Here is a 25,900-nt window from a genome sequence, read left to right on the forward strand (position 1 = left end):
GCGGGGGAGCGCGGTCACGGCGGCGTCCCGGGGCCGGGCGCCGCACCCTCTGGTGGGACCGGCGTGGTCGTCTGCTCCGTCGTCGGGGCCGCGGTCGTGGTGGTCGGCGCCGGGGTGGTCGACCGCGTCGTCGTCGCCGGGGGCCGCGTCGTCGTCGGCGCCTGGGTGGTGGTCGCCGGCGGGGGTGCCTCGGTGGTCTCCTCCTCGGTCTCCTCCGGCGGCGGGGCCTCGGTGGTCTCCTCGGCGGTGGTCTCGGGTGCCGAGGTGGTGGTGGCCGGGGCGGAGGTCGTGGTCGCCGGGGCGGTGGTGCTCGGGCCCGGGTCGGTGTCCTCGCCGGTGTCGTTGCCGCTGAGCAGGGTGAAGGCCACGACGGCGCCGATCACGAAGAGCACCACGGCCACCGCGACCACCCAGGGCCACGGGGAGCGCCGGCGCCGGGGCTCGTCGTCCCGGTAGGCGTACGGGTCCTCGCCGACGGGTGGGCCCTGCAGGGGCGGCATGGTGCGCGGGGCGGTGTCCGGGCCCCGGGAGGCCCGGGCCGCGGCGGCGCCGGCGAATGCCCCGGCGCCGAGGCCGGCGGCACCCGCGGCACCGATGGCCCGGGTCCGGCCGTCCGCGTCGTCCTCGACCGCGGGGATCATCTGGGTGGTCGCGGCGGCGGTGGCCGGCCCGGGGCCCCCGGCAGCGACGGCCCGCGCGGCGTCGGCCAGGTCGCCGCCGTCCACGAAGCGGGCGGCGGCGTCCTTGGCCAGTGCCTTCTCGATCAGCGCCCGCACCGGGGCCGGCACGGAGTCCGGCAGCGGGGGCGGGGGGCGGTTGATCTGGGCCAGGGCGATCGCGACCTGCGACTCGCCGTCGAAGGGGCGGTTGCCGACCAGGCACTCGTAGCCCAGCACGCCCAGGGAGTAGACGTCGGACGCCGAGGTGACCCCGAAGCCCTGCGCCTGCTCGGGGGAGAGGTACTGCGCGGTGCCCACGACCATGCCGGTGCGGGTGAGCGGGGCGGCGTCGCGGGCCCAGGCGATCCCGAAGTCGGTCAGCTTGACCACGCCGTCGGGCCGCACCATCAGGTTGCCCGGCTTGATGTCGCGGTGCACGACCCCGGCCCGGTGCGCGGCCGACAGCCCGTCACCGGCCTGGGCGAGCACGTCGAGGGTGCGCTGGGGGGTGAGCGTGTGCTCGCGGTCGAGGATGCTGACCAGCGGCTCGCCCTCGACGAACTCCATCACCAGGAACGCCAGCGCGCGGCCGTCGTCGTCGGTGGTCTCGCCGTAGTCGTAGACCGAGGCGATGTTGGGGTGGGTGAGCGCGGCGGTGTGCCGGGCCTCGTTGCGGAAGCGCTCGAGGAAGGCCGGGTCGCCGGTGTACTCGCTCTTGAGCACCTTGGCGGCCACCGTGCGGCCCAGGGTGCGGTCGGTGGCCTTCCAGACCTCGCCCATGCCGCCGGTGGCGACCGGGGCGGTGATCTCGTACCGGTCGGCGAGCAGGCTGCCCACGCGCAGTGCCATCAGTTGCCACCCTGTCCGGCGAGGTAGGCGCTCATGACCTGCTGGGCCACGGGCGCGGAGAGGTCGCCGCCGGTGCCCTGACCGCCCTGCACGAAGACCGCGACGGCGATCGAGGGGTCGCCGTCCGGGCCGGCGAAGCCCACGAACCACTGGTTGTCGTCGCCGTCGGCGGTGGTCTGCGCGGTGCCGGTCTTCCCGCCGACGGTGACCCCGTCGATCTGGGCCCGGCGACCGGAGCCGTTCTCCACGACGCTGACCATCATCTCCTGGAGCTGGCTCGCGACGTCGGAGGAGACCGCCTCGCTGAGCACCTCCGGCTCGGTCTGGTCGATGACGGTGAGGTCCGGTGCCTGCACCTGGTCCACCAGGTAGGGCTGCATGAGGTCCCCGTCGTTGGCGATCGCAGCGGCGATCATCGCCCCCTGGAGCGGGGTGATCTGCACGTTCTGCTGGCCGATCGAGGCCACCGCGAGCTGGGCGTCGCCCTCGATGTCGCCGACCGTGCTCTCCGCGACGGCCAGCGGCATCTCGAAGCCGCCGGTGTCCAGGCCGAAGGACTCGGCGGTCTCCCGGATCCGGTCCTCGCCGAGCTCGACGCCGAGCTGGGCGAAGGCGGTGTTGCAGGAGATGGTGAGCGCGTCGATGAGCGGCTGCTCGCCGGTGCCCGAGCACGCCTCGCCACCGAAGTTGTTCAGCGGCCGGCTGGTGCCCGGCAGGGTGTACTGCTGCGGGGCCGGGACGACGGTGTCGGGGGTGTACCCGTCCTCCAGCGCCGCGGCCGAGGTGATCAGCTTGAACACCGACCCGGGTGAGTAGCGCTCGGCGATGGTGGTGTTCACCCGGGGGTCGGGGTCGAGCTGGTCCAGGCTGGCCGAGTACGCCCGGATGGCCTCGGGGTCGTGGCTGGACAGCTGGGCCGGGTCGTAGCCGGGGCTGCTGACCATGGCCAGCACGGCGCCGGTCTGCGGGTCCAGGGCGACGACGGCGCCGTCCACCCCGTCCAGGCCGGTGACCGCGGCCTGCTGGGCGGCCGGGTCGAGGGTGAGCTCGATGTTGCCGCCGGCCGGGTCGCGGCCGGTGAACAGGTCGGCGAGCCGGCGGAAGGTCAGCCGAGCGTCGGAGCCGGAGAGGATCTCGTTCTCCGCGCGCTCGAGCCCGGTGTTGCCGTACACCAGCGAGTACGCCCCGGTGACCGTGGAGTACAGCTCGGACTGGGGGTACTGGCGCAGGTAGGTGAGGGTGTCGTCGGTCTCGACGGACTCGGCGACCAGGTTGCCGTCGACCACGATCGACCCGCGCTCCCGGTCGTACTCCTCGGCCAGGATCCGGGTGTTGCGCGGGTTGTCGCGCAGCTCGGAGGACCGGACGACCTGGATGTAGTTGGCGTTGAGGATCAGCAGGGTGAACAGCACCAGCACGCTGATCGCGACCTTGCGCAGCGGGGCGTTCACCGCTTCACCACCTCGGTGGGTGCCTCGCCGAGCTTGGGCGGGGCGGGTGCGGCGGCCGTCGGGGGACGCCGCGCGGCGTCGCTGATGCGCACCAGCAGCGCGACCAGGCCGAAGTTGGCCACCAGCGACGAGCCGCCGTAGGCGACGAAGGGCGTGGTCAGGCCGGTGAGGGGCAGCAGCCCGGTCACCCCGCCGAGGACGACGAAGACCTGCCAGGCGACGGCGAAGGCCAGCCCGGCGGCCAGCAGCTTCCCGAACGCGTCCCGGACGACGAGGGAGGTGCGCAGCCCGCGCTCGACCAGCACCAGGTAGACCACGACGACGGCGACCAGGCCGAACAGGCCCAGCTCCTCACCGAGGGCGGCGGCGATGAAGTCGCTCTTGGCCACCGGCACCTGGTCCGGGCGCCCGCCTCCGAGGCCGGCGCCGAAGATGCCGCCGGTGCCCAGGCCGAACAGCGACTGGACGATCTGGTAGCCGCCGGTGTCGGCGTAGGCGAAGGGGTCCAGCCAGGTGTCGACCCGGACCCTCACGTGGCCGAAGAGCTGGTAGGCCAGGCTCGACCCGGCGGCGAACAGCAGCACGCCGATGACCAGCCAGGACGCGCGCTCGGTGGCGACGTAGAGCATCACCACGAAGATCCCGAACAGCAGCAGCGAGCTGCCCAGGTCGCGCTCGAAGACCAGCACCAGGATCGACAGGCCCCAGGCCAGCAGCACCGGGCCCAGGTCGCGGGCCCGGGGGATCTCCAGGCCGAGCACCCGGCGGCTGGCCAGCGCGAGCACGTCGCGCTTGTCGACCAGGTAGGCGGCGAAGAAGACGATCAGGCAGATCTTGGCGAACTCACCGGGCTGGATGGAGAAGCCGGCGACCCGGATCCAGATCTTGGCGCCGTTGACCTCGCTCATCGAGGCGGGCAGCAGCGCGGGGATCGCCAGCAGCACCATGCCGACCAGGCCGATCGTGTACGCCAGCCGGGAGAGCACCCGGTGGTCGCGGACGACCAGCAGCACGGCCACGAACAGCACCAGGCCGACGGTGGCCCACAGCAGCTGGGTCGGGGCGTCCTCGCGGGTGGTGACGGCCTCGCCGAGGGCGTTGGCGGCGATGTCCAGCCGGTGGATCATCACCAGGCCCAGCCCGGTGAGCAGGGCGATGCAGGGCAGCAGCAGCGGGTCGGCGTAGGGCGCGAACTTCCGGACGACGAGGTGCGCGGCCACCCAGATGCCGGTGAACCAGCCGCCGAAGGTGGCCAGCTCGGGGCTGATGGCGCCGGTGACGGTGATGTCGACGATGCACTGCGCGGCCAGCGTGATCAGCACCGCGAAGCCCAGCATGGCCAGCTCGGTGTTGCGGCGCTTGGGCGGGACGGCGATGCCCGGGGCGGCCTGCTTCGGGTCGGTGCCCGGTCCCTGCGCGGGTCCCTGGGCAGCGGAGGCGGCCATCAGCCCGCCACCCGGCAGTCCACTCCCGGCTCCTGCGTCCGGGCGGACGTCGACGGGCTGGTGGTGGTGCTGGGTGCCGCGGTCGTCGTCGGGACGGCGCTGGCGCTGGGGTCCACGGGGGTGCTCGACGGCGCGGGCGTCGTCGTCGGCGCGGCGCTGGTGGTGGCCGGGGTGCTCTCGGGGGTGCTCTCCGGGGTGCTGCAGACCGGCAGCCGCTGCTCGAGCAGGTTCGCCAGGATCCGGTCGGCGTCCTCGCGGTCCCCGGCCTCGATCCCGTCGACGACCCGGCTGCGGGCGGCCTGGGTGAGGTCGGTCAGGGACAGCTCGGTGGGGGTGTCCAGCCGGTAGAGGTCCAGGCCCAGCAGCGAGGCGTTGACCCCGCGGTAGACCGCGACGTCGCCCTCGTCGACCGACCGGACGAACCAGTGGCTCATCACGAACAGGTAGGCACCGACCGAGGCCGCGGCCAGCACCAGCACGGTGCCCAGGGCGATGAGCGCGGTGCGCAGCGGCCGGCGTCGCTGCACCGGGGCCGAGGTGGTGGCGGTGGCCGTGGGGGTCGCCGGTCGGGGGTCGGCCAGCGCGGCCCGCCCGGCGGCCGAGCGGGGGTCGACCTCGCGCTGGCCGCGGTTGTCCCCGGCGGCGCCGTCGACGACGGGGTCCATCCGGGAGCTGCCGTCGTCGTCGACGACGTCGGCCACGATCACGGTGATGTTGTCCGGACCACCGCTGCGCAGCGCCAGCTCGATCAGGCGGTCGGCGGTGGCCTGCGGGTCGGGGTCGTGCAGCGCGTCGGCCATGGTCTCGTGGCTGACCACGCCGGACAGGCCGTCGGAGCAGATGAGGTAGCGGTCGCCGGCGCGGGCCTCGCGCATGGAGAGGTCGGGTTCGACGTCCTGCCCGTTGAGGGCCCGCAGCAGCAGCGAGCGCTGCGGGTGGCTGTTGGCCTCGTCGGCGGTGATCCGGCCGTCGTCGATCAGGGTCTGCACGAACGTGTCGTCGTGGGTGATCTGGTTCAGCTGGCCGTCGCGCACCAGGTAGGCGCGGGAGTCACCGACGTGGCACAGCGCGAGCCGGCCGCCGGCGAAGAGCACCGCGGTGAGCGTGGTGCCCATGCCCTCCAGCTGGGGGGACTCCCGGATGACCTCGCGCAGGTGCTCGCTGCCGTCGAAGACCGCCCCGCGCAGCAGCTGCAGCATGTCCCCGGAGGGGGCGTCGTCGTCCAGGTGCTCCAGCGCCGCGATGACGACCTTGCTGGCGACGTCGCCGGCCGCGTGCCCGCCCATCCCGTCGGCGACGGCCAGCAGCCGGGGCCCGGCGTACACCGAGTCCTGGTTGCTGCCGCGGATCAGCCCGCGGTCCGACCGCGCCGCGTAGCGCAGCACGAGGGTCATGAACGGAGCTCCAGCACGGTCTGTCCGATCCGGATCGGTTGTCCCGGGGCCACCAGCAGCGGACCCTGCACGCGCTGCTGGTCCAGGTAGGTGCCGTTGGTGGAGCCGAGGTCCTCGACGTACCACTGGCCGCCGCGGTTGGTCAGCCGCGCGTGCCGGGAGCTGGCGAAGTCGTCGGTGAGGACCAGGGTGGAGTCGTCGGCACGGCCGATCAGGATGGCCTGCTCACCCAGGGTGATCTTGGTGCCGGAGAGCGGGCCGGCGGTCACGAAGAGCGTCTTGAGCGCGCGCGGGCCACCACGCTTCTTGCCGGCCTGCGCCCGCGGGGGGACCGAGGCGACCCGGCCGGTGCGCCCGCCGAACAGGTCGGCACGCACGACCCGGAAGGCGGCGAAGACGAAGAGCCAGAGCAGCAGCAGGAACCCGAACCGGAAGGCCTGCAGCACGATCTCCGCGGTCATGCGCCGTCCTGCCGGTAGACCAGCACCGAGTGCCCGATCCGGATGACGTCGCCGTCGGCCAGCGGCTGGCGGCCGACCCGGCGGCCGTTGACCAGGGTGCCGTTGGTCGAACCGAGGTCCTGGACGGCGGCGACCGGGCCCTCGAGGACGACGTCGACGTGCTTGCGGCTGACCCCGGTGTCGGGCAGCCGGACGTCGGCCTCCGTGCCGCGGCCGATCACGTTGCTGCCCGGGGTGAGCACGTGCCGGGTGCCCGGGCCGTCGACGACCAGGACGTGGGTGACGCCGGGGCGCTGGCCCGAGCGGCCGATCACCGAGGGCGCCGCGCCGGTGTCGGGGGTGCGGCCGCGCAGCGGCGGGAGCGGGGGCAACGGCGGCCGGCCGGGCACCGGGGGCGCGCCGGGGGCCGCGGCGGGTGCGGGGGCGCCGTGGCCGGGCACCGGGCCGCCCCAGTCGTCGGAGAGCCCCGCGGAGACCGCCGAGGCGCGGGCCTGCGACCGGGCCGGGCGGGACGGGTCGGCCACGCTGGAGGCGACCTCGAAGACCCCGGTGTGCAGCTCCTCGTCGAGCTCCAGGGAGACCTGGATGTCGCCGAAGGTCTGGAAGCCCTCGTCGGCCACGTGCTCGGCGACCATGTCGGCGAGCTCGGCGGCCAGCTGCTCGGACCACTCGGAGAGGTTGTCGTAGTCGGTGCGGCCCAGCCGGACGGCGTAGACGTTGGGCACCAGGACCCGGCCCTCGCCCATCACCTTGCGCTGCTCGGTGGCCTCGCGCTGGAGGGCCTTGGCGATCTCGGCGGGGTGGACCTTGCCCTTGAAGACCCGGGCGAAGGCCAGCCCGACCATGCCCTCGAGACGTCGCTCGAAGCGCTGCAGCACGCCCACAGTCGCTCCCTACGCTCGGTTGACCTCCCACTGACTGGTGGCCGATCGTAACCGGGGACGGTGGCCGAGTCCGGTCGGTGAGCCTGCGACTCCCCGGTGTTCTCGGTGGACCCGGCAGGTCCCGAACCCACCCGGCGGAGCACGGCGGAGCCCCGTGTAGTGTCCTCCCTCGCCAGGGCAAGTGGCGGAATGGCAGACGCGCACGGTTCAGGTCCGTGTGTCCGAGAGGACGTGGGGGTTCAACTCCCCCCTTGCCCACCAGCACGAGAGCCCCCACCCGGGTCGGGTGGGGGCTCTCGTCGTCTTCGGGGGTCAGGCCGTGCGGCGCCGGGTGGTGACCGTGCGGGCCAGCAGGGCCACGCCCCACGGGCCAACCACCCACACCGGCCAGGGGTACAGCCAGTCGCCGGTGCCCAGCACGCTCATCAGCCAGATCCCCCAGACCAGCGCGGCGACGAATGCCCAGTGCCGCCACACGGCGCCCAGGTCCTCGGCGTCCTCGGTGGTGCCGTCCGCGGCCGACGGGGCCAGGGCTGCGGGGAGGTCGGCGGTCAGCGCGGCCAGCTCGCCGTGGGTGCGGGCGGCGTAGGCGGCGGTCAGCCGCTCGTCGTACTCCTCGACCTGCAGCCGGCCCTCGTGCAGGGCGGTCCCGAGGACCTCGGCGACCGACGCGCGGTCGGCGTCGGCGGCACGCAGCTGGGGTTCGGACACGGTGACCTCCCTGGTGGGCATGGTCACGAGTCTTCGCCGCGCACCCCCTCCGGCACCACTGACGTCTGTCACCGATGTGCCCTGCCCGCCGTCACCGGGTAGCGACCCCCCATGACCGATCGCGACACCGCCGCCCGGGTGCTCGAGCTGCACGGCACCGGCTACGCCGAGGAGGCCGGCATCCGGCTGGCCGACACCCCCGCCCCGCTGTTCCAGCTCCTGGTGCTCGCCGAGCTGCTGTCGGCCCGGATCTCCGCCGACATCGCCGTCGCCGCGACCCGGGAGCTGCTGGCCGCGGGGGAGACGACCCCGGCGCACACCCTGGAGGCGAGCTGGCAGGACCGGGTCGACGCGCTGGGCCGGGGCCACTACCGCCGCTACGACGAGCGCACCGCCCGCCAGCTCGGCGAGCTCGCCGGGCAGGTGCAGGAGCGGTGGCACGGCGACCTGCGCGGGCTCGCGGCCGAGGCCGACGGGGACGTCGACGCCGCGGCCGCCCTGCTCCAGGACTTCCCCGGCATCGGCCCGACCGGCGCCTCGGTGTTCCTGCGCGAGGTGCAGCAGGTGTGGCCGTGGGTGCGCCCGTACCTCGACGAGCGCGCCACCCGCGGTGCCGAGCGGGTCGGGCTGCCGACCGAGGCAGCCGCGCTGGCCGGTCTGGTGGACGGCGACGAGCTGGCCCGGTTCGCCGCCGCCCTCGTCCGGGTCTCCCTGCTGCCGGCTGCCGAGGACCCGCTGGCGTGAGCGTTCGCCGCGCGGGTCGGCCCGTGGTGAGCTGACCGCAGGCCACACCACCCCTGGGAGTCCGACCGTGCCGCTCGACCCGCACTTCCCCCCGTTCCTCGAGCGTCTGGTCGAGGGCGGCTGGACGCCCCTGGTGACCGGGGACGCCGTCGCCGACCGGGACCGCTACCGGCGGCTCTCGCTGGTCCGCCGTGGCGACGGGTACCGGCCCGAGCCGGTCGCCGACGTCGAGGACCGCACGATCACCGGCCCCGGAGGCGACCTGGCGCTGCGGGTCTACCGCTCGGGGCTGGGCCGGGTGCAGGGCGGCGCGGCGCGGCCGGTCGTCGTCTGGCTGCACGGGGGTGGCTGGGCGGTCGGCGACCTCGACACCCACGACCCGGTCTGCCGGGCGGTGGCCAACCGGCTGGGCGCCACCGTCGTCGCGGTGGACTACCGGCTGGCCCCCGAGCACCCGCACCCCGCGCCGCTGGACGACTGCTACGCCGCCGTCGAGTGGGCCGCCCGCCGCTGGCCGACCGCGCCGCTGGTGGTGGGCGGCGACAGCGCCGGGGGCGGGCTGGCCGCCGGGGTCGCCATCCGGGCCCGGGACGCCGGCGGCCCGGTGCTGGCCGCCCAGCTGCTCGCCTACCCCGGCCTGGACCCCGCCCAGTCGATGCCCTCGGTGGAGGAGAACGGCAGCGGGCTCTTCCTCGAGCGCGGGGACATGCGCACCTTCTACGACTGGTACGTCCCCGGTGACCTGGCCACCGACCCGCTCGTGTCCCCGCTGGGCAGCGACCTGACCGGGCTGCCGCCGGCCGTCGTCGCCACCGCCGAGTTCGACCCGCTGCGCGACGAGGGCGACACCTACGCCGTCGAGCTCGCCGCCGCCGGCGTCCCCGTCATCCACCTGCCCGGCCCCGGCCTGGTGCACGGCTACTTCGGGCTCACCGAGGTCGCCCCGGCCGCCGCGGTGCGCCGGGCGGAGGTGCTCGACGTCGTGGCCGACCTGCTGGGGACGCCGGGGGCCACCCCGGACGCCGAGCCGTGGCCGACCACCGAACCCCTCGGCGCCTGGCTGGAGCGCGGGGACGCCCGGGTCGCGGTCGACCTGCGCGGTGGCGGGCTGCGCCGGCTCGCCGTCGGCGACTGGGACGTCCTGGACGGCTACCCCACCGGCGTCGTCCCGAAGGGCCGGCGTGGCGGGCTGCTGCTGCCCTGGCCGAACCGGCTGCGCGACGGGCGCTGGAGCTGGGAGGGCGCCGACCTGCAGCTGGACACCGCCGGGCCGGGCGGGCACGCCATGCACGGCCTGTTGTCCTGGCAGCCCTTCGACGTGCTGTCCCGCACCCAGGACACCGTCACCGTCGGCACCGTGCTGGAGCCGCGCTCGGGCTACCCGTTCCGGCTGGCCGTCGCGCTGGACTACCGGCTGGACCCCGACCGGCTGTCGGTCACCGTCCGGGTGCGCAACGTGGGCACGCACGACGCCCCGTTCGGGGTCGGCATGCACCCCTACCTGCACGTGGGGGCCGAGGCCGACGGGGACATCGGGCTGGGCGTGCTCGACGTCCCCGCCCGCACGTCCCTGGACGTCGACGGCGGCCTGCCGACCGGGGGCCGCAGCCCGTTCGACGGCGCGGTCGGCCGGATCGCCGACACCGAGCTGGACACCCCGCTGACCGACCTGGTGCGCGACGCCGACGGGTGGGCGCGGGTGCGGCTGTCTGGTCCGGCCGGGGCCCTGGAGCTCGCGGTGGACCAGCAGTGGCCGTGGCTGCAGGTGTACAGCGGCGACACCCTGCCCGAGGGGCAGCGCCGGCGCAGCCTGGCCGTGGAGCCGATGACCTGCCCGCCGAACGCGCTGGCCGACGACGCCGACCTCGTGGTGCTCCCCGCCGGGCAGTCGTGGGCGGGCACCTGGACGCTGACCTGGCGGCCCGCGTGAGGGTGCTCGAGATCTGGCGCTACCCGGTCAAGTCGCTGCAGGGCGAGCGGCTGACCCAGGCGGAGGTCGGGGTGGAGGGCATCGCCGGCGACCGTGGCTGGGCGCTGTTCGACAGCGCGACCGGCTTCGGGCTCACCGCCCGGCGGGTGCCGGACCTGCTGTTCGCCTCCGCCCGGCTGGTGGGGGACCGCCCCGAGGTGGTGCTGCCCGACGGCACGGTCACCGACGACGACGCCGTCCTCTCGTCCTGGGTCGGCCGCCCGGTGCAGCTGCGACCGGCCTCCTTCAGCGGCGAGCGGCACTACGAGAACCCGGCTGACCTGGAGACCGAGTCGCGCTGGGACCCCTTCGCCGGCGCGGACGGCGCGTTCCACGACAACGCCGGCGCCCGGGTCACCCTGCTGTCCACCGGCTCCACCCGGGACTGGGCACCCCGCCGGTTCCGGGCCAACGTGCTGCTGGACGGGTCGGGGGAGGACGCGCTGGTCGGCAGCCGGGTGCGGCTGGGCACCACGGTGCTCGACGTCGGGATGCACGTGGACCGCTGCGTGATGACCACCCGCCCGCAGCCCGGCGGGATCGGCCGGGACACCGGGGTGCTGAAGACCATCCACCGCGAGCACGACGGCACGCTGTCGGTCGGCGCGGTGCCCGTCACCCCGGGCCGGATCGCCGCCGGCGACGAGCTGCGGGGAGACTGACCCCCGTGCAGACCGTCGAGCTCCGCCCCGGTGAGGACGTCATCCGGCTGGGCCAGCTGCTGAAGCTGGTCGACGCCGTCCCCACCGGTGCGCAGGTGAAGGACGTGCTGACCAGCGGCGACGTGTCGGTCAACGGCGAGGCCGAGGAACGCCGGGGCCGTCAGCTCCGCAGCGGCGACGTCGTCACCGTCGAGGGCCTGGGCGACTTCCGCATCGCCTGACGAAGGACCCCGTCAGCGGGGCTGGCACACGGGGCACCACCAGACCTTGCGGGTGCCCATCTCGGCGACCCGGATCTCGGTGCCGCAGCGCAGGCAGGGCTCGCCGTCGCGGCGGAAGACGTAGAACGCGTCGTCCCGGGAGACGTGGCCGTCGGTCTCCGGGCGGTCGGCCGGGTCGGTGGTGATCTCCTTCCCGCCCCGTTCCACGGCGGCCTGCATCACCCGGCGCATCTGCGTCCACATCGTCGTGAACTCGTCCTCGGTGACGTCGACCCCGGGGCGGTGCGGGTCGACCCCGGCCAGGAACGGCACCTCGGCCCGCCAGATGAGCCCCGCGCCGGCGGTCACGCCCTGGTCCAGCAGCAGCCCGCCGATCGGCTTCTTCGACTTCCGCACCTTGGCCCAGGCGACGTCGGGGTCGGCGTCCTCGCGCAGCGGGTCGGGGCCGAGCTTGGCGACCGCGCGGTCCACGCCCTCCTCGTCGACGAGCGTGCAGGTGATCGCCCCGCGCAGCTCGGCCGAGCGCTCCGCCGTCCCCCGCCCCGAGCGCAGGCGCAGCCGCACGTTGCTGGAATCGGCGTTGACCACCGGGCGGCCGGAGAGCTGCTGGTGGTCGTGGTCCCACCAGGTCCAGCCGCCGATCAGGCCCAGGTGCACGTGCAGGTACTGCGGGGAGTCGCCGGAGAACCGCAGGAACAGGTTCTTGCCGAAGGCCTCGGTGCTCCGCAGCGTGCGGCCGTCGAGCGCGGCGGCGCCCTCGGCGAAGCGGCCCTGCGGGCTGTCGGTGTGCACCACGTGGCCGCCCATCGCCTCGTCGAACCGACGGGCGTCGACGTGGATCATGTGTCCCTCGGGCATGCGCCCTGTCTACCCGGCGCGGTTCCACGTGGAACCGGGGCGGGCCCTGTGTCACGGTGGCCGCATGGCCGTGCGTCGTGTGCTGAGGGTCCCCGGCCGGTTCGACTCCGCGGCGATCGCGGCGGAGTTCGGCGTCCCCGACGCGTTCCCGGCCGAGGTGCTGGCCGAGGCCGACCGGGTGGTCGCGGACCCGCCCGGCGGTCCGGACGACGACCGGTACGTCGACGCCGCCGACCTGCCGCTGGTCACCATCGACCCGTCCGGCGCGAAGGACCTGGACCAGGCCGTGCACCTGGCCCGGTCCGGCGCCGGCTACCGGGTGAGCTACGCGATCGCCGACGTCGGCGCCTTCGTGCCGCTGGGCAGCGCCATCGACGCCGAGGCCCGCCGCCGCGGCCAGACCCTCTACCTCCCCGACGGGCGGGTCCCGCTGCACCCGCCGCAGCTGTCCGAGGGCGCGGCCAGCCTGCTGCCCGACCAGCTCCGCCCGGCCGCGCTGTGGACCATCGACCTGGACGCCGACGGTGAGGTCACCGCGGTCGACCTGCACCGTGCCCGGGTGCGCAGCCGCGAGCAGCTGGACTACGCGACCGTCGGGACGCAGGTGCCGCCGTCGCTGGAGCTGCTGCCCGAGATCGGCCGACTGCTGCAGGCCCGGGCCCGGGAGCGGGGCGCGATCGAGCTCGGCACGCCGTCCCAGGAGGTCGAGGCGCTGCCCGACGGCACGTGGCGGGTGGAGTTCCGCGGCCAGTCCGACGTCGAGGGCTGGAACGCGCAGATCTCGTTGCTCACCGGCCGGTGCGCGGCCCGGCTGGTGCTCGACGGGGGGATCGGGGTGCTCCGCACGCTGCCCCCGGCCGCCGAGCGGGACGTCGCCGCGCTGCGCCGGCTCGCCCCGGGGCTGGGGGTGACCTGGCCCGAGGGCGCCGGGCCCGGCGAGGTGATCGCCACGCTGGACCCGGCCCGGCCCCAGCACGCCGCGTTCCTGGACGCCGCGGCGTCCCTGCTGCGCGGCGCGGCCTACACCGCGTTCGACGGCGAGCCGCCCGCCGAGCCCGGCCACGGCGGGGTCGGCGGCCCCTACGCCCACGTCACCGCCCCGCTGCGCCGGCTGGTCGACCGGTTCGGCACCGAGGTGTGCCTGGCGCTGGCGGCCGGCCGGCGTCCGGGTGACGAGCTGCGCGCGGTGCTGCCCGAGCTGCCCGGCCTCATGGCGGCCTCGGACCGGCGGACCCGGGACGTCGAACGGGCCGTGGTGGACGCCACCGAGGCGACGCTGCTGGCCGGCCGGGTGGGCGAGGTGTTCGACGCGGTGGTGCTGGACTCCGACGGCAAGCGCTCCACCGTCGTGCTGCCCGACCTCGCCGTGCAGGCCCGCTGCGACGGCGCACTGACCCCTGGTGAGGTGGCGCGGGTGCGGCTCACCGCTGCCGACCCGGCCACCCGCACGGTGCGCTTCGAGGCCGCGTGAGCCCGGCCCGCCCCCGCAAGAAGGCCCCGGCCCCGGTGGCCGCACCGTTCACCGACTACCGCGACGAGCTGATCGCCGTCGGGGACCGGGTCCGCATCGCCCCGACCCGCACCCGCCGGGGGGTGCCCGCCTACCTCGGCGGCGAGGTCGGCGTGATCGCCTCGCTGGGCCGCTCGAAGGTCACCGTCGTGCTCGACCGCTACCCCGACCGGCCCTGGGTCGTGCCCCCGGACGTGCTCGGCAAGGTGCGGCTGGGAGGCTCCCCGGCATGAGCACCCCGCACCTGGCCGCCCGGCTGCAGGGCTTCGGGACGACGGTCTTCGCCGAGATGAGCGCCCTGGCCGTGGCCACCGGCTCGGTGAACCTGGGCCAGGGCTTCCCGGACACCCCCGGCCCGCCGGAGGTGCTCGACGTCGCCCGCGCCGCGATCGGCACCGGCCTGGACCAGTACCCGCCGGGCCCCGGCCTGCCGGTGCTGCGCGAGGCGATCGCCGCCCACGTGCAGCGATTCCGGGGCCTCGCCTACGACGCCGACACCGAGGTGCTGGTCACCGCCGGGGCCACCGAGGCCCTGGCCGGGGCGATGCTGGGGCTGCTGGACCCCGGCGACGAGGTGGTCGTCTTCGAGCCGGTCTACGACAGCTACGCCGCCGGGATCGCGATGGCCGGGGGCGTCCTCGTGCCCGTCCCGCTCCGCCCGCCCGCGGTGGTCGACGGGGTCAGCACCGATCCGTGGACCTTCGACGAGGCCGAGCTGCGCGCCGCGGTCGGCCCGCGCACCAAGCTGCTGCTGCTCAACACCCCGCACAACCCGACGGGCAAGGTGTTCGACCGCACCGAGCTGCAGCTGGTCGCCGACCTCGCGGTCGAGCACGACCTGGTCGTGGTCTGCGACGAGGTCTACGAGCACCTGGTCTTCGCCGGCAGCGAGCACGTCTCCCTGGCCACCCTGCCCGGGATGCGTGAGCGCACCCTGCTGGTCTCCAGCGGCGGCAAGACCTTCTCCACCACCGGCTGGAAGGTCGGCTGGGTGTGCGGCCCGGCCGAGCTCGTCACCTGCGTGCGGACGGCGAAGCAGTTCCTCACCTACGTCAACGCCGGCCCGTTCCAGCCGGCCATCGCCGCCGGGCTCGGTCTGCCCGACGCGTTCTTCACCGCGCTGGCCGCCGACCTCGAGGGCAAGCGGGACCTCTTGGTCGCCGGGCTCGCCGCGGCCGGCCTGCCGGTGGTGAGTCCGCAGGCCACCTACTTCGCCACCGTCCGGGTCCCCGGCGACGGGCTGGAGTTCTGCCGGGAGCTCCCGCACCGGGTGGGGGTGGTCGCCGTCCCCAGCTCGGCGTTCTACACCCGCGAGCACGCCGACCTGGGCCGGCACCTGGTCCGGTTCGCGTTCTGCAAGCGCGACGAGGTCCTCCTCGAGGCCACCCGGAGGCTGAGCGCATGAGGAGGCCCGCATGAGGATCGCCGCCGTCCAGCACGACGTCGTCTGGGAGGACCGGGAGGCCAACCACGCCCGGCTCGCCCCGCAGGTCGCGCACGCCGTCGGGGCCGGGGCCGACCTGGTGCTGCTGAGCGAGACGTTCTCCACCGGGTTCTCGATGACCCCGGGCATCGGGGAGCCCGAGGGTGGCTCGTCGGCGCAGTGGCTCCAGGCGCAGGCCGCCGAGCACGGCGTGTGGGTCGGCGGCTCGTGCGCGGAGGTCGCCGAGGACGACCCGCGGCCGTTCAACTCCTTCGTCCTGGCCGGCCCGGACGGCGAGGTGCACCGCTACCGCAAGCTGCACCCGTTCACCTTCGCCGGCGAGCACGAGCGCTACCGGGCCGGGGCGGAGCCGGTCACCGTGACGGTCGGCGGCCTGCGGATCAGCCTGTTCGTCTGCTACGACCTGCGCTTCGCCGACGAGTTCTGGGCGCTGGCGCCGGACACCGACGTCTACCTGGTGCCGGCCAACTGGCCCGCCGCCCGCCGGCTGCACTGGCAGACGCTGCTGCAGGCCCGGGCGATCGAGAACCAGGCCTACGTGGTCGGCTGCAACCGGGTGGGGACGGCGGGCGACGGCACCGAGCACGTCGGGGACAGCCGGATCGTCAGCCCGCTGGGCGAGCTGCTGGCCACCGCCGCCGAGGGCGAGACGATCCTGCTCGCCGATGTCGACGCCGCCGAGGTCGCCCGGGTGCGCGACCGGTTCCGGTTCATGGCCGACCGGCGCTGAGTGGGACGAGAGTTCACCCAGACGCAACACCGATCAGGTGCAGGAGGGCCCGCCGCGGGGCAGTGCAGGGGTGCCCGGGCGGCGGTGGCCAGCCCCGCCGCCCGGGGCTCCCGCTCAGCGAGGCGGCAGCGACAGCTCCGTGACGACGGCCCGGTGGTCGCTGCCGGCCACCCGGTGCACCCGCACCGCGCGCACCCCGACCCGGCCGTCGACCAGCACGTGGTCGATCACCAGTCGCGGGTGCGGCAGGCGCTGCGGCGTCCAGGTGGTGGTCAGCGCCTGCCCGGCCGCGCGGGCCGCGTCGACGTACCCGCGGGCGAGCAGCCGGCGGAACCCGGCGTGGTCGAGGGTGGCGTTGTAGTCCCCGGCCAGCACCCGCACGACGTCGGCGCCGGGAGCGGGCAGCGCCTCGAGGTCGGCCACCCACCCGGCGACGTCGGCGGGCGAGCCCGCCGGTGGCTGGCTGTGCACCGCCGTGAGGTCCACGCCGGGTGCGCCGGGCACCTCGAGCACCGCCCGGGGCTGGTCGAACCGGCCCGGCACGGTGGTCCGGTCCGTCAGCGGCGTCCGGGAGAAGACGGCCCCGCCGGCCCCGGGCGGGTTGCCCGGCCGGGCGTGCACCACGTGGTCGTGCGGCAGCAGGTCGCCGATCCCCGCGGCCCGCAGACCCGCCTCGGCCTCGGGGGTGACCTCCTGCAGCGCCAGGGCGTCCAGCCGCTCCCGGCGGACCAGCGCCACCAGCCCGGCGGGGTCGGCCCGCCCGTGCAGCAGGTTGACCGTGCCCAGCCGGAAGGGCACCGCCCCCTCCGGGGTGGGTCGGGTGCCCCGTCGTCCGAGCACGGCGGTGGTCAGGGCGCCGGTCGCCACCCCGGCCAGCAGGGCCGCGGGCGCCGACCGGCGGGCCACCGCGAACCCCAGCGGGAGCACCGAGGTGAGCGCTGCGTAGGGCGTGAACGACAGGGCCGGCACCAGTGGGAAGCCCCGCTCGGTGCCGGTGGCGCGCAGCGTCGCCCACACCGCCCACGGGGTCGCGGCGGCCAGCGGGAGGAGGTCGCGCGGGGTCGAGGCCATCGACGGCCACGGTAGGCGGGCCCTCCCCAAGATCCACTCCGAGGTGTGCCGTTCACCTGGTTGCGGTAACAACTGCGCTGACCACCTCGTTCGGGCGTGGTCGGACGACCGAGCAGGAGTGGGTGCCCCGTGGCCAGCCAGCACACCGAGATCGAGCGGAAGTTCGACGTCGAGGAGACGTTCGCGCTGCCCGACCTCAGCGCGGTGCCCGGGGTCGCCTCGGTCGGCGCCCCCGTGGTGCACGAGCTCGCCGCGAGCTACTACGACACCAGCGACCTGCGCCTGGCGCACGCCAAGATCACCCTGCGTCGGCGCACCGGTGGCACCGACGCCGGGTGGCACGTGAAGCTGCCGGCCTCGGCCGGGGCGCGCCTGGAGCTGCAGTCCCCGCTGGGCCGGGCGCTCAAGGCCCCGCCGCGTGCGGTGCTGGCGCCGGTCGTCGGCATCGTGCGCCGGGCCATCCCCGCCCAGGTCGCCACGCTGCACACCCGCCGGACCGTGGTCACCCTGCTCGCCGAGGACGGCCGGGTGCTGGCCGAGGTCGCCGACGACCAGGTCACCGGCACCGCCCTGCCCGCCCGCGCCGGCGAGGCCGCCGTCGTCACCACCTGGCGTGAGGTCGAGGTCGAGCTCGTGGACGGCGACGAGGAGCTGCTCGGTGCCGTCGGCGCCGAGCTCGAGCTCTCCGGCGCCCGCCCCTCGGACTCCCCGGCCAAGCTCACCCGGGTGCTCGCCGACCGGCTCGCCCCGCCGCCCGCGCCTGCCGCCGACGACGCGGACACCGACGTCGACGAGGACGGCGCCGAGCCCCCGGCCAGCGAGGACGAGCCCGAGGACCTCACGACGGCGGAGCCGGTGGACGAGGAGCCCCTGCCGGAGGGCAAGAAGGCCCGCGCCAAGGAGACCGCCCGCCGCGAGGCGGCCGCGAAGGCCGCGGCGAAGGCGGCGGAGAAGGCCGCGAAGGAGCACGCGAAGCGGGTCGCCGCCGAGGCGAAGGCCGCGAAGAAGGCCGCGAAGGCCCGGGCCGCGGCCGCCGCCGAGCAGGCCCGGCTGGACGCGATCCCCAAGGCCGGGGACGTCGTCGTCGACGCCCTGGCCGCCCAGCTCGCCGCACTGCAGCGGGCCGACGTGATGGTCCGCACCGACACCGCGGACGGCGTGCACCAGGTCCGGGTGGCCTGCCGCCGGCTGCGCAGCATCCTGGCCGCCTACCGGCCGGTGCTGGACCGGGAGCGCACCGACCCGGTCCGCGCCGAGCTGCAGTGGCTGGGCCAGGAGCTGTCGGGCACCCGGGACGCCGAGGTGAGCCTCGAGCACCTGCGGGGGCTGGTCGCCGCGCAGCCCCCCGAGCTGGTGCTCGGCCCGGTGGCCGCCCGACTGCAGCAGGCCGAGCTGCAGGGCGAGACCGGCGGTGCCGACCGGGCCCTGCAGGTGCTGGGCACCGCCCGCTACCTCACCCTGCTGGACACCCTGTTCGACCTGGTCCAGCACCCTCCGCTCACCGAGCGCGCCGACGAGCAGGCCGCCGACCTGGTCGCCGAGGTGCTGCGCCGCACGGTGAAGCGGCTGCGCGGCCACGTCGAGGACGCCGAGGTCGCCGAGCGCGGCAACGCCCCGCTCGGCTCGCCGCCCCAGCACCAGGACGAGTCCACCGGCACCGCCGAGACGCCCTACGAGCTGGCGCTGCACGAGGTGCGCAAGGCCGGCAAGCGGGTCCGGTACACCGCCGAGGTCGCGGCCCCCGTGCTGGGCGGGTCGGCGATGGGCGTGGTCGACGCGATGAAGCAGCTGCAGGACGTGCTGGGCGACCGGCAGGACACGGTGGTCACCCGGGAGCAGTGCCGTCAGCTGGGCATCGCCGCCTTCGGGGCCGGGGAGAACGCCTGGACCTACGGCCGGCTGCACGCCCTGGAGGAGGCCCGCGCCCAGCGCGCGGAGCACGACTTCTGGGCGCTGTGGCCCTCGCTGGCGCCGGTGCTCAACGCCGTCGCTGCGAAGAAGTAGGCGACCACCCCGGTGATCGACGGGCACCGGCTGGTCGACGCGCACGTGCACGCCGCCCGGCTGCCCACGCTCAAGCAGGCCTGGCACGACTGGGCGGCCCGCTTCGGTGACGCCGAGGTGCTCGGCCGCGTCTACGACGAGGCGGGCTCCGTGCGCCCGGCCGAGCTGGACGCGTTGTTCGCCGAGCAGGGCGTCGACGTCGCGCTGCTGTTCACCGAGTACAGCCCCAAGGCCACCGGCATCCAGCCGGTGGAGGACGTGCTGCCGGTGGTCGAGCACGCCCCCGAGCGCTTCCGGCTGGTCGCCAACGTCAACCCGCACCTGCACTTCCCGCTCGGCGAGGAGGTCGAGCGCCAGCTGGACCTGGGTGCCGTGGCGGTGAAGCTGCACCCGGTGCACGCCGGGTTCGCCTGCAACGACCGCGCGCTCTACCCCGCCTACGAGGTCTGCCGGGCCCGCGGCGTGCCGGTGGTCGTGCACGTGGGCACCAGCTCGTTCCCCGGCTCGATGAACCGGTTCGCCGACCCGGTGCTGCTCGACGAGGTGGTGGGGGACTTCCCCACCATGGACGTCGTCCTCGCCCACGGGGGCCGCGGCTGGTGGTACGACGCGGCCGCCTTCATGGCGCTGGCCCGGCCGAACGTGTGGCTGGAGCTCTCCGGGCTGCCCCCGCACAAGCTGCGCGACTACTACGCCCGGCACGACTGGACCCGGCTCACCCGGCGGATGGTGTTCGGCACCGACTGGCCCGGCGTGCCCGGCACCGCGGCCAACGCCCGTGCGGTCGCCTCCCTCCTCCCCGACGACGAGACGGTCGGGCTGGTGCTCGGCGGGAACGCAGCGCGGGTCTTCGGCGTCTGACTGCTGATCCCCCTCTGACTGGAGTCCCGGCTTGTCCCTGATCGGCCTGCTCGGCTTCGGTTCCGTGGTCCTGCTCGCGATGGCCGTGCTGCACGGCTGGCTGTGGTTCCGGCTGGTCCGCAGCACGACCCGCCGCGGCCCGACCCGGCGCCGGCTGACCGTGCTCACCGTCGTGCTCATGGTGCTGCCGGTGGCCGCGGTCGTCGGCCGCCGCGACCTGCCCTACGCGATCGCCACCCCGCTGGACTGGGTCGGCTACTCCTGGTTGGGCATCGCGTTCTACGCGTTCCTGGCGCTGCTGGTCCTGGAGCCGGTCCGCTGGGTGCTGCGGGCGGTGCAGCGCCGGCGGACCCCGGCCGCCGTCCCCACGCCCGTCGAGGAACCCGCCCCCGAGCCGGCGCCCGAGCCCGCCGACGTCTCCCGACGGCTGTTCCTGGCCCGCTCGCTGGCGGTGACCGCGGGCGTGGCCGCCGTGAGCACCGCCGGCTACGGCGCGTGGGCCGCGAACTCCGCCCCGCTGGTGCGCCGGGTGCCGATCACCATCCCGGGGCTGGCCCCCGAGCTCGCCGGCTACCGGATCGTCACCTTCTCCGACGGCCACCTGTCGGCGACCTACGGCGGCCGGCGCTTCGAACGGCTGGTGGAGACGGTCAACGCCCAGGACGCCGACGTGGTGGCCATCGTCGGCGACCTGGTCGACGGCGAGGTGTCCGAGCTGCGCGAGGACGCCGCTCCGCTGGGCGACCTGGTCAGCCGGGAGGGCGCGTTCTTCGTCACCGGCAACCACGAGTACTTCGTGGACACCAACGCCTGGCTGACCCACCTCGGCGGCCTGGGCATCGACGTGCTGCGCAACGAGCGGGTGGCGCTGGGCCGAGGCGGGGCGACGTTCGACCTGGCCGGCATCGACGACCGCACCGCGGCGGCGTCCGGGCTGCCCGGGCACGGCGCGGACCTGGACGCCGCCCTCGACGGCCGGGACGAGTCGACCCCGGTCGTGCTGCTGGCCCACCAGCCGGTGCAGGTGGAGCAGGCCCGCCGGGCCGGGGTGGACCTGCAGCTGTCCGGGCACACCCACGGCGGGCAGCTGTGGCCCTTCGACTACGCGGTGCTGCTGGACCAGCCGGCCGTGGAGGGGCTGTCCCGGCAGGGCGACACCCAGCTGTACGTCACCGCGGGTGCGGGGTACTGGGGCCCGCCGATGCGCGTCGGCGCCCGACCGGAGGTCACCGTGATCGAGCTGGTGCCCTAGATCGAGCGGAGTGCCTCGAAGGCCTCGTCGACGAACTGGGCGAGCGAGCGCTCGCCGTCCCCGGCCGCCCAGCGCAGGAACGAGGTGGTCGAGGCGTTCATGCAGGCAGCGACCACGACGGTGTCGGCAGCGCCGTCCGAGCCCGTCGGGTCGACGCCCAGGTGTCCCAGCAGCACCTGCACCGAGGCCGTCTCCCGCTCCATGCTGCGGCGCCGGAGCACCGGGACGGTGAGCACGAGCCGCCACCGGCGCAGCAGCTCGGCGTGGCGCTCCGGGGGGAGGGCGGCGATCATCGACTGCAGGCCGAGCCGGATGCGCTCGGGCAGCGGCTGGTCGGCGGGGGTGCTCTCGAGCAGGGCGACGATCCAGCCCGGGTCCTGCGGCGGCAGGACGACGTGCTCCTTGTCGGCGAAGTACTTGTAGAACGTCGGGACCGAGACGCCGGCGCGGGCGGCGACGTCGCTGACCGGGGTGGCGTCGTAGCCACGGTCCTCGAACAGCTCGAAGGCGGCGTCGGAGAGCCGTTGCCGGGTGGCGTCGCGCTTGCGCTCCCGCCAGTCGCCTCCGGTCATCCGACCAGCTTTGCAGGTCAGGAAGGTGGGAGCGACCCGGGTGGGCCACGCCGGGTCGCCACCAACGAGACCGCGGAGTCGGATCGTCCTGGGTGTCAGCTGTGCAGGTGGGGGCGGACGACCGCGTCCACGAGTGCGTCGACGAGGGTGTCGTCGACCGGACCCATCTGCATCAGGAACCGCTCGGTGAGCAGGGCCGCGGCAGCCCGCAGCGCCAGCTCGGGGAAGCCACCCGGCGCCACCTCGCCCCGCTCCTCGGCCCGTCGGACGACGGCGGCCGTCGCGACGTCCCAGGCCCGGGCCCGGCCGTCGCGCAGCACCTCGACCAGTTCCGGGTGCCGGGGCAGGTCGGGGGTCAGCTGTCGGGTCGCCCGGGCCAGCGGCGTGCCCAGCGCCGCGCGCAGCCCCTCCAGGTGGGCCCGGGCGTCCTCGACGAGGCTGCCGCGGTCGCCCTCGGGGACGGGCAGCGTCGTGGCGTTGCGGAAGGCATCGAGGACCAACGCCTCCTTGCTGGGCCAGCGCCGGTAGATCGTCGCCTTGCCCACCCCGGCGCGGCGGGCCACCTCGTCGAGGGCACAGGCGTCGAGGCCGCCCTCGGCGAGGAGCTCGATCGCGGCAGCCCGGATCGCCACGTCCAGACCGGGGTCGCGCGGTCGACCGGCCGAGCGGGGCTGCTGGGGGTCCATCAGGGCGTCCTGTCGGTGCCGGGGGGCGGGTCGGGGGCTGAGGGTAGACCGGTGTCCTGGCGTCCCGGCAAGGGTCTGGGATCGATCCCAGATGTCTTGCGGACGATCCTGTTGCGCATCGCTGAGTCTCCTGACCCCCTCGTCGTCATGACGTCTAGACGTCTGCTCGTGCTAGACGTCTCGTCGTGGCGTAGGTTCGCCGTCGTGGCGAGCCCGGAGGCAGGTCCGAAGTACCTCGCCGTCCGGGAGCACCTCCGGCGCCGGGTCGCCGGGCTCCCCGAGCACACGCTGCTGCCGCCGGAGCCGGTGCTGTGCGAGGAGTACGGGGTCAGCCGGATCACGCTGCGGCGGGCCGTGGACGGCCTGGTCGCCGACGGCCACCTGGTCCGGGAGCAGGGTCGTGGCACCTACGTCACCCGCCCGGGCATCCGGCACGAGTACCGCGAGAGCTTCGTGCACCGCATCGCCGGCTTCCGGTCGGCGATGACCGAGGGCGGTGCGCAGGTCGGCACCACGGTGGTCACCCAGCACGTCGCCCCGGTGCCGCCGTCGGTGGCCGCTGAGCTGGGTCTGGACCCGGCCGACGAGGTGGTGGAACTCGTGCGGCTGCGGTCGGTGGACGGGCTGCCCAACCACGTCGTGCACTCCTACCTGCACGCCGAGACCTACCCCAAGGTCGCCACCGAGGACTTCGGGCACGGCTCGCTCTACGAGTTCCTGCGCACCGAGTACCAGGCCGAGCTCGCCCAGGCCCGGATCAAGGTGGACGTGGCCACCGCCGGGGCCGCGGAGGCCGAGCTGCTCCAGGTCAGCGCGGGGTCACCGCTGCTGGTGGTGCGGACGACGGTGCACGACCCCGCCGGCCATCCCCTCGTGCACTCCTTCGCCCGGCTGCGTCCCGACGTCAGCCAGGTCGAGTTCGAGGTCTCGGTCAGCGGCCACTGAGGTCTGGCGCTCCCGCGCGCACGGGGGACGTCTTCCGGCGCTGGGTCCCCCTGCACCCCGACGGGCTCGCGGCACGTGTCGGCTGACGACCCGGTGCAGGTCGGTACTGCCGGTGCCGGACGGCCTGGCACCGCTCCCTTCCCGCCGGGGAGGGCCAGGCCGTTGCTGAGCTGTCGGAGGCCGGTTCGCATCACCCTGCGTGGCGATGTCGTAGCGGAGAAATGTCCTGCTGAGGGCCCTGTCATGGACCCGTTTCTGTCAGACCCCTCCTCTAGCTTCGTGTCATGGAGACGGGGCTGCGGTGGGAAGTCGGGGTGTCGGCGTCCTTGGCCGTGCCCGACCCGTGGCCTGACGAAGACCTCCCTGCTGGGGTGACTCGTCGGCGGACGCGCTTGTCGGAGATCGTGGACGTCTCCCACTGGGACGACGCCGCGTGCGCTCAGGCTCTGCAGGCGCTGGCCGACGCGGACTCCCAGCTCGCCGCCTTCCGGGCCGATGTGGTGAAGCGGTTCGCCGACGTGCGCCCGGACCTGTGGGACCTGAACCCCGACGATCCGGCCGCGAAGGTGGAGGGCTGGGGGTCCGGGAGGACGTTCAACGGGGTGACGGAGTTCTTCACCGACGAGCTGGCCACGGTGTTGGGCACCTCGCGGATGCGGGCGGACACCCTGGCCAACTTCTCCCTGGTGCTGCGCGAGCAGCTCATCGACACCTGGCATGCCCTCGCTGAGGGCCGCATAGACGAGCCGCGGGCGCACGCCCTGGTGAAGGCCCTGGGTTGGCAGGCACCGGCGGTGGACCCCGAGGTCGTGGCTTCTGTCGAGCGCGAGGCGCTCGGGTGGGCTTTGGCCGGCGAGGGCCCCTACCGGCTGCGGGAGCGGGCAGCGGCCTTGTTGCTGCAGTACGACGCCGAAGCCTCCGACCGGCGGCGGAAGGCCGCCAAGAAGCTCACCGACGTGGTGGTCCGCAACCCGGCAGACGGGTTCGCGGACTTCGTGGTGCGGATGCCCACCGAGGTGGCTGCCGCCAGCTGGGACACCTGCGACACGTACGCCCGGATGCGCAAGGCGGCTGGGGACACCCGCCCGATCGGGGAACTCCGGGCGCTGGTTGCGAGCGACCTGATCCTGCGGCCGTGGGACACCTCCCGGGAACCGGTCACGGCGCACCTGACGCTGTTCGCCCCGTTGCCCAGCCTGGTCGACGACCCACGCGCCGACCAGCCAGACCCCGACGCTCCGACCGAGTGCGGCCGGGTCGGGAACCAGCCCATCACCGCAGCCCACCTCCAGGAACTCCTCACCCATCTGGGGTTCTGCACCGCAGCCGGCCTCGACGTCCCATCGGGCAGCACGGTCGACATCGGCCTCACCGACCCCGACACCGGGGCACTGAGCCGTCGTGACCCCGCACCAACTGCGCCACCTCGCCCGCAGGGGGTGCACAGAGCACCAGGGGACAGCTGTGTCCTGCGACTGCGCCGTCCTCGATGCGCCCCCGCCCACCGACGCCTACCGGCCCACCCCTGCACAGAACCGGTTCATCGACGCCCGTGACCGCACCTGCCGCCACCCTGGCTGCCAGAGACCAGCCCGGTTCACCGACGCCGACCACGTCATCGCCTTCCACGACGGCGGCCGCACCGAGTGCGCCAACCTCTGCAACCTCTGCCGCAGACACCACCGGCTCAAGACCCACGCCCCCGGCTGGCGCTACTCCATGACCCCGGACGGGCGGCTGTCGGTCACCACACCCAGCGGCGTCACCCGCACCTCAGCGCCACCGGGCACCCACCACCGGCTCCGACCCGACGACCTGCTCCACCCCCTGGAGACCGCGGTCCCCGAGCTGCCCGCACCCACCGTGGACCCCGCGGACGACCCACCACCGTTCTGAGCTCCACGGTCGAGGTGGCGGCACGCGCGCTGGGGCCCCAGGTCGCGCGGTTACCGTCAGGGGCGCACCAGGACCCCCGTCCGCACCACCTCAGGAGCTGCATGACCACCGCGACCGGCACCCGAACGGTCCCGCAGAGCCGGGCCGAGGTCTGGCGCGCCCTGGCCGTGCTCGAGCCCTACTGCGCGGTCTGCGACGTCTCCTACGTCGTCACCGGCACGGCTGGCCTGGGAACCACGTTCGTCTGCGTCCCGGGCCGCATCGAGGCCGACCGGCCCCCGGCGGCCACGGCACCGCGCGGGGAGATCGTCGAGTGGGAACCGCAGAAGACGGTCGCCACCCGGCTGGAGCTCACCCCGGAGACCTGGACCACCCGCATCGAGCTGGCCGACGCCGCCGACGAGGCGGGCACCGCGGTCACCATCACCGTCACCCACCAGCCCAAGGGCGGCTCCAAGCTGGTCCGGTTCGTGCAGAAGGGCGCCACCACGCGCCTGGTGCAGCACACCGTCGACTCCGAGCTCGCCAAGTTGCCCGAGCACCTCGCCCAGGTGAACTCTCCGGACGCTGCCGACACCGGGAACTGACCCGGGCGCGGAACCCGTGCACCGCACCTACCGT

General features: G+C 74.9%; 25 protein-coding genes, 1 tRNA gene and 1 pseudogene. 16 read left to right on the forward strand and 11 right to left on the reverse strand.

Going from position 1 to position 25,900, the window contains the following annotated elements:
- Window positions 1–14: 14 nt before the first annotated feature.
- Genes F1C76_10055 through F1C76_10080 form a run of 6 tightly spaced genes read right to left on the reverse strand, consistent with a single transcriptional unit; the run spans window position 15 to window position 7,143 of the window.
- Window positions 15–1,508, reverse strand: coding sequence for a serine/threonine protein kinase (locus F1C76_10055; GenBank protein ID QNG36887.1), 1,494 nt, complete (start codon window positions 1,506–1,508; stop codon window positions 15–17).
- Window positions 1,508–2,959, reverse strand: coding sequence for a penicillin-binding protein 2 (locus tag F1C76_10060; protein ID QNG36888.1), 1,452 nt, complete (start codon window positions 2,957–2,959; stop codon window positions 1,508–1,510). Before F1C76_10060 ends, F1C76_10055 begins: the two co-directional genes overlap by 1 nt.
- Window positions 2,956–4,404 (reverse strand): FtsW/RodA/SpoVE family cell cycle protein, encoded by a 1,449-nt coding sequence (locus tag F1C76_10065; GenBank protein ID QNG36889.1) that lies wholly within the window; start codon window positions 4,402–4,404, stop codon window positions 2,956–2,958. Before F1C76_10065 ends, F1C76_10060 begins: the two co-directional genes overlap by 4 nt.
- Entirely contained in the window at window positions 4,404–5,798 is a 1,395-nt protein-coding gene (locus tag F1C76_10070) for a serine/threonine-protein phosphatase (protein QNG36890.1), read from the reverse strand. Before F1C76_10070 ends, F1C76_10065 begins: the two co-directional genes overlap by 1 nt.
- Window positions 5,795–6,259: an FHA domain-containing protein gene (locus tag F1C76_10075; GenBank protein QNG36891.1), complete on the reverse strand. Its 465-nt coding sequence runs from the start codon at window positions 6,257–6,259 to the stop codon at window positions 5,795–5,797. The genes F1C76_10070 and F1C76_10075 overlap by 4 nt, the downstream gene beginning before the upstream one ends.
- Window positions 6,256–7,143 (reverse strand): DUF2662 domain-containing protein, encoded by an 888-nt coding sequence (locus tag F1C76_10080; protein ID QNG36892.1) that lies wholly within the window; start codon window positions 7,141–7,143, stop codon window positions 6,256–6,258. The genes F1C76_10075 and F1C76_10080 overlap by 4 nt, the downstream gene beginning before the upstream one ends.
- Window positions 7,144–7,318: 175 nt before the next feature.
- Here F1C76_10080 and F1C76_10085 point away from each other — a divergent pair.
- Window positions 7,319–7,404 (forward strand) — tRNA-Leu (locus F1C76_10085).
- A 51-nt stretch (window positions 7,405–7,455) separates the two neighbouring features.
- Here the strand turns inward: F1C76_10085 and F1C76_10090 are convergent.
- Window positions 7,456–7,854 carry a DUF1707 domain-containing protein gene (locus F1C76_10090; protein QNG36893.1) on the reverse strand — a complete coding sequence of 133 codons (399 nt, stop codon included), beginning with the start codon at window positions 7,852–7,854 and terminating at the stop codon, window positions 7,456–7,458.
- 111 nt (window positions 7,855–7,965) lie between these two features.
- Here F1C76_10090 and F1C76_10095 point away from each other — a divergent pair, with 111 nt between their 5' ends.
- The 5 genes and pseudogenes from F1C76_10095 to F1C76_10115 all read left to right on the forward strand — a co-directional run bounded on the left by F1C76_10095 (window position 7,966) and on the right by F1C76_10115 (window position 11,450).
- Entirely contained in the window at window positions 7,966–8,598 is a 633-nt protein-coding gene (locus F1C76_10095; GenBank protein ID QNG36894.1) for an endonuclease, read from the forward strand.
- 67 nt (window positions 8,599–8,665) lie between these two features.
- Window positions 8,666–9,520 (forward strand): annotated as a pseudogene (locus F1C76_10100) (alpha/beta hydrolase).
- Between the two features lie 72 nt (window positions 9,521–9,592).
- Window positions 9,593–10,528 carry an aldose epimerase gene (locus tag F1C76_10105; protein QNG39151.1) on the forward strand — a complete coding sequence of 312 codons (936 nt, stop codon included), beginning with the start codon at window positions 9,593–9,595 and terminating at the stop codon, window positions 10,526–10,528.
- Window positions 10,525–11,229 (forward strand): MOSC domain-containing protein, encoded by a 705-nt coding sequence (locus F1C76_10110; protein ID QNG36895.1) that lies wholly within the window; start codon window positions 10,525–10,527, stop codon window positions 11,227–11,229. Before F1C76_10105 ends, F1C76_10110 begins: the two co-directional genes overlap by 4 nt.
- 5 nt (window positions 11,230–11,234) lie before the next feature.
- Entirely contained in the window at window positions 11,235–11,450 is a 216-nt protein-coding gene (locus F1C76_10115) for an RNA-binding S4 domain-containing protein (GenBank protein QNG36896.1), read from the forward strand.
- A gap of 12 nt (window positions 11,451–11,462) precedes the next feature.
- Here the strand turns inward: F1C76_10115 and F1C76_10120 are convergent, their stop codons facing one another.
- On the reverse strand, window positions 11,463–12,308 hold the full coding sequence (locus F1C76_10120) for an Fpg/Nei family DNA glycosylase (protein QNG39152.1): 846 nt from the start codon (window positions 12,306–12,308) through the stop codon (window positions 11,463–11,465).
- Window positions 12,309–12,372: 64 nt separating this feature from the next.
- On the opposite strand from F1C76_10120, the gene F1C76_10125 reads away from it, so the two are divergent.
- Genes F1C76_10125 through F1C76_10140 form a run of 4 tightly spaced genes read left to right on the forward strand, consistent with a single transcriptional unit; the run spans window position 12,373 to window position 15,992 of the window.
- Window positions 12,373–13,779 (forward strand): RNB domain-containing ribonuclease, encoded by a 1,407-nt coding sequence (locus F1C76_10125; GenBank protein QNG36897.1) that lies wholly within the window; start codon window positions 12,373–12,375, stop codon window positions 13,777–13,779.
- Window positions 13,776–14,051, forward strand: coding sequence for a hypothetical protein (locus F1C76_10130; protein QNG36898.1), 276 nt, complete (start codon window positions 13,776–13,778; stop codon window positions 14,049–14,051). Before F1C76_10125 ends, F1C76_10130 begins: the two co-directional genes overlap by 4 nt.
- Window positions 14,048–15,223 (forward strand): pyridoxal phosphate-dependent aminotransferase, encoded by a 1,176-nt coding sequence (locus F1C76_10135; GenBank protein ID QNG36899.1) that lies wholly within the window; start codon window positions 14,048–14,050, stop codon window positions 15,221–15,223. The genes F1C76_10130 and F1C76_10135 overlap by 4 nt, the downstream gene beginning before the upstream one ends.
- Before the next feature lie 10 nt (window positions 15,224–15,233).
- On the forward strand, window positions 15,234–15,992 hold the full coding sequence (locus F1C76_10140; GenBank protein QNG36900.1) for a carbon-nitrogen family hydrolase: 759 nt from the start codon (window positions 15,234–15,236) through the stop codon (window positions 15,990–15,992).
- Window positions 15,993–16,106: 114 nt separating this feature from the next.
- Here the strand turns inward: F1C76_10140 and F1C76_10145 are convergent, their stop codons facing one another.
- Complete coding sequence (locus F1C76_10145) at window positions 16,107–17,063, reverse strand: endonuclease/exonuclease/phosphatase family protein (GenBank protein QNG36901.1); 957 nt, start codon at window positions 17,061–17,063, stop codon at window positions 16,107–16,109.
- Window positions 17,064–17,192: 129 nt separating this feature from the next.
- On the opposite strand from F1C76_10145, the gene F1C76_10150 reads away from it, so the two are divergent.
- The 3 genes from F1C76_10150 (at window position 17,193) to F1C76_10160 (ending at window position 21,180) form a co-directional block, all read left to right on the forward strand.
- Window positions 17,193–19,067 carry a CYTH and CHAD domain-containing protein gene (locus tag F1C76_10150; protein ID QNG36902.1) on the forward strand — a complete coding sequence of 625 codons (1,875 nt, stop codon included), beginning with the start codon at window positions 17,193–17,195 and terminating at the stop codon, window positions 19,065–19,067.
- A 12-nt stretch (window positions 19,068–19,079) separates the two neighbouring features.
- Window positions 19,080–19,928: an amidohydrolase gene (locus tag F1C76_10155; protein QNG36903.1), complete on the forward strand. Its 849-nt coding sequence runs from the start codon at window positions 19,080–19,082 to the stop codon at window positions 19,926–19,928.
- 79 nt (window positions 19,929–20,007) lie between these two features.
- Window positions 20,008–21,180 (forward strand): metallophosphoesterase, encoded by a 1,173-nt coding sequence (locus tag F1C76_10160; GenBank protein ID QNG39153.1) that lies wholly within the window; start codon window positions 20,008–20,010, stop codon window positions 21,178–21,180.
- Here F1C76_10160 and F1C76_10165 read toward each other — a convergent pair.
- Entirely contained in the window at window positions 21,177–21,752 is a 576-nt protein-coding gene (locus F1C76_10165; GenBank protein ID QNG36904.1) for a TetR family transcriptional regulator, read from the reverse strand. The two genes, F1C76_10160 and F1C76_10165, sit on opposite strands and share 4 nt — an antisense overlap.
- 95 nt (window positions 21,753–21,847) lie before the next feature.
- Complete coding sequence (locus F1C76_10170) at window positions 21,848–22,438, reverse strand: TetR/AcrR family transcriptional regulator (GenBank protein QNG36905.1); 591 nt, start codon at window positions 22,436–22,438, stop codon at window positions 21,848–21,850.
- Between the two features lie 147 nt (window positions 22,439–22,585).
- Between F1C76_10170 and F1C76_10175 the strand changes: the two genes are divergently transcribed.
- The 3 genes from F1C76_10175 to F1C76_10185 all read left to right on the forward strand — a co-directional run bounded on the left by F1C76_10175 (window position 22,586) and on the right by F1C76_10185 (window position 25,866).
- Entirely contained in the window at window positions 22,586–23,383 is a 798-nt protein-coding gene (locus F1C76_10175) for a GntR family transcriptional regulator (protein ID QNG36906.1), read from the forward strand.
- A gap of 392 nt (window positions 23,384–23,775) precedes the next feature.
- Entirely contained in the window at window positions 23,776–24,939 is a 1,164-nt protein-coding gene (locus F1C76_10180; GenBank protein QNG36907.1) for a hypothetical protein, read from the forward strand.
- A 441-nt stretch (window positions 24,940–25,380) separates the two neighbouring features.
- On the forward strand, window positions 25,381–25,866 hold the full coding sequence (locus F1C76_10185) for an SRPBCC family protein (protein ID QNG36908.1): 486 nt from the start codon (window positions 25,381–25,383) through the stop codon (window positions 25,864–25,866).
- Window positions 25,867–25,900 lie beyond the last annotated feature (34 nt).

It is taken from the genome of Geodermatophilaceae bacterium NBWT11 (assembly GCA_014218215.1).
In the GTDB taxonomy this organism is placed as follows: Bacteria; Actinomycetota; Actinomycetes; order Mycobacteriales; family Geodermatophilaceae; genus Klenkia.

Bases quoted from the DNA above. Each gene is read 5' to 3' on its own strand.
- F1C76_10055 (QNG36887.1), bottom strand. From the start codon at position 1,508: ATGGCACTGCGCGTGGGCAGCCTGCTCGCCGACCGGTACGAGATCACC.
- F1C76_10065 (QNG36889.1), bottom strand. From the start codon at position 4,404: ATGGCCGCCTCCGCTGCCCAGGGACCCGCGCAGGGACCGGGCACCGAC.
- F1C76_10070 (QNG36890.1), bottom strand. From the start codon at position 5,798: ATGACCCTCGTGCTGCGCTACGCGGCGCGGTCGGACCGCGGGCTGATC.
- F1C76_10075 (QNG36891.1), bottom strand. From the start codon at position 6,259: ATGACCGCGGAGATCGTGCTGCAGGCCTTCCGGTTCGGGTTCCTGCTG.
- F1C76_10095 (QNG36894.1), top strand. From the start codon at position 7,966: ATGACCGATCGCGACACCGCCGCCCGGGTGCTCGAGCTGCACGGCACC.
- F1C76_10120 (QNG39152.1), bottom strand. From the start codon at position 12,308: ATGCCCGAGGGACACATGATCCACGTCGACGCCCGTCGGTTCGACGAG.
- F1C76_10125 (QNG36897.1), top strand. From the start codon at position 12,373: ATGGCCGTGCGTCGTGTGCTGAGGGTCCCCGGCCGGTTCGACTCCGCG.
- F1C76_10135 (QNG36899.1), top strand. From the start codon at position 14,048: ATGAGCACCCCGCACCTGGCCGCCCGGCTGCAGGGCTTCGGGACGACG.
- F1C76_10140 (QNG36900.1), top strand. From the start codon at position 15,234: ATGAGGATCGCCGCCGTCCAGCACGACGTCGTCTGGGAGGACCGGGAG.
- F1C76_10145 (QNG36901.1), bottom strand. From the start codon at position 17,063: ATGGCCTCGACCCCGCGCGACCTCCTCCCGCTGGCCGCCGCGACCCCG.
- F1C76_10160 (QNG39153.1), top strand. From the start codon at position 20,008: ATGGCCGTGCTGCACGGCTGGCTGTGGTTCCGGCTGGTCCGCAGCACG.
- F1C76_10165 (QNG36904.1), bottom strand. From the start codon at position 21,752: ATGACCGGAGGCGACTGGCGGGAGCGCAAGCGCGACGCCACCCGGCAA.
- F1C76_10170 (QNG36905.1), bottom strand. From the start codon at position 22,438: ATGGACCCCCAGCAGCCCCGCTCGGCCGGTCGACCGCGCGACCCCGGT.
- F1C76_10175 (QNG36906.1), top strand. From the start codon at position 22,586: ATGACGTCTAGACGTCTGCTCGTGCTAGACGTCTCGTCGTGGCGTAGG.
- F1C76_10185 (QNG36908.1), top strand. From the start codon at position 25,381: ATGACCACCGCGACCGGCACCCGAACGGTCCCGCAGAGCCGGGCCGAG.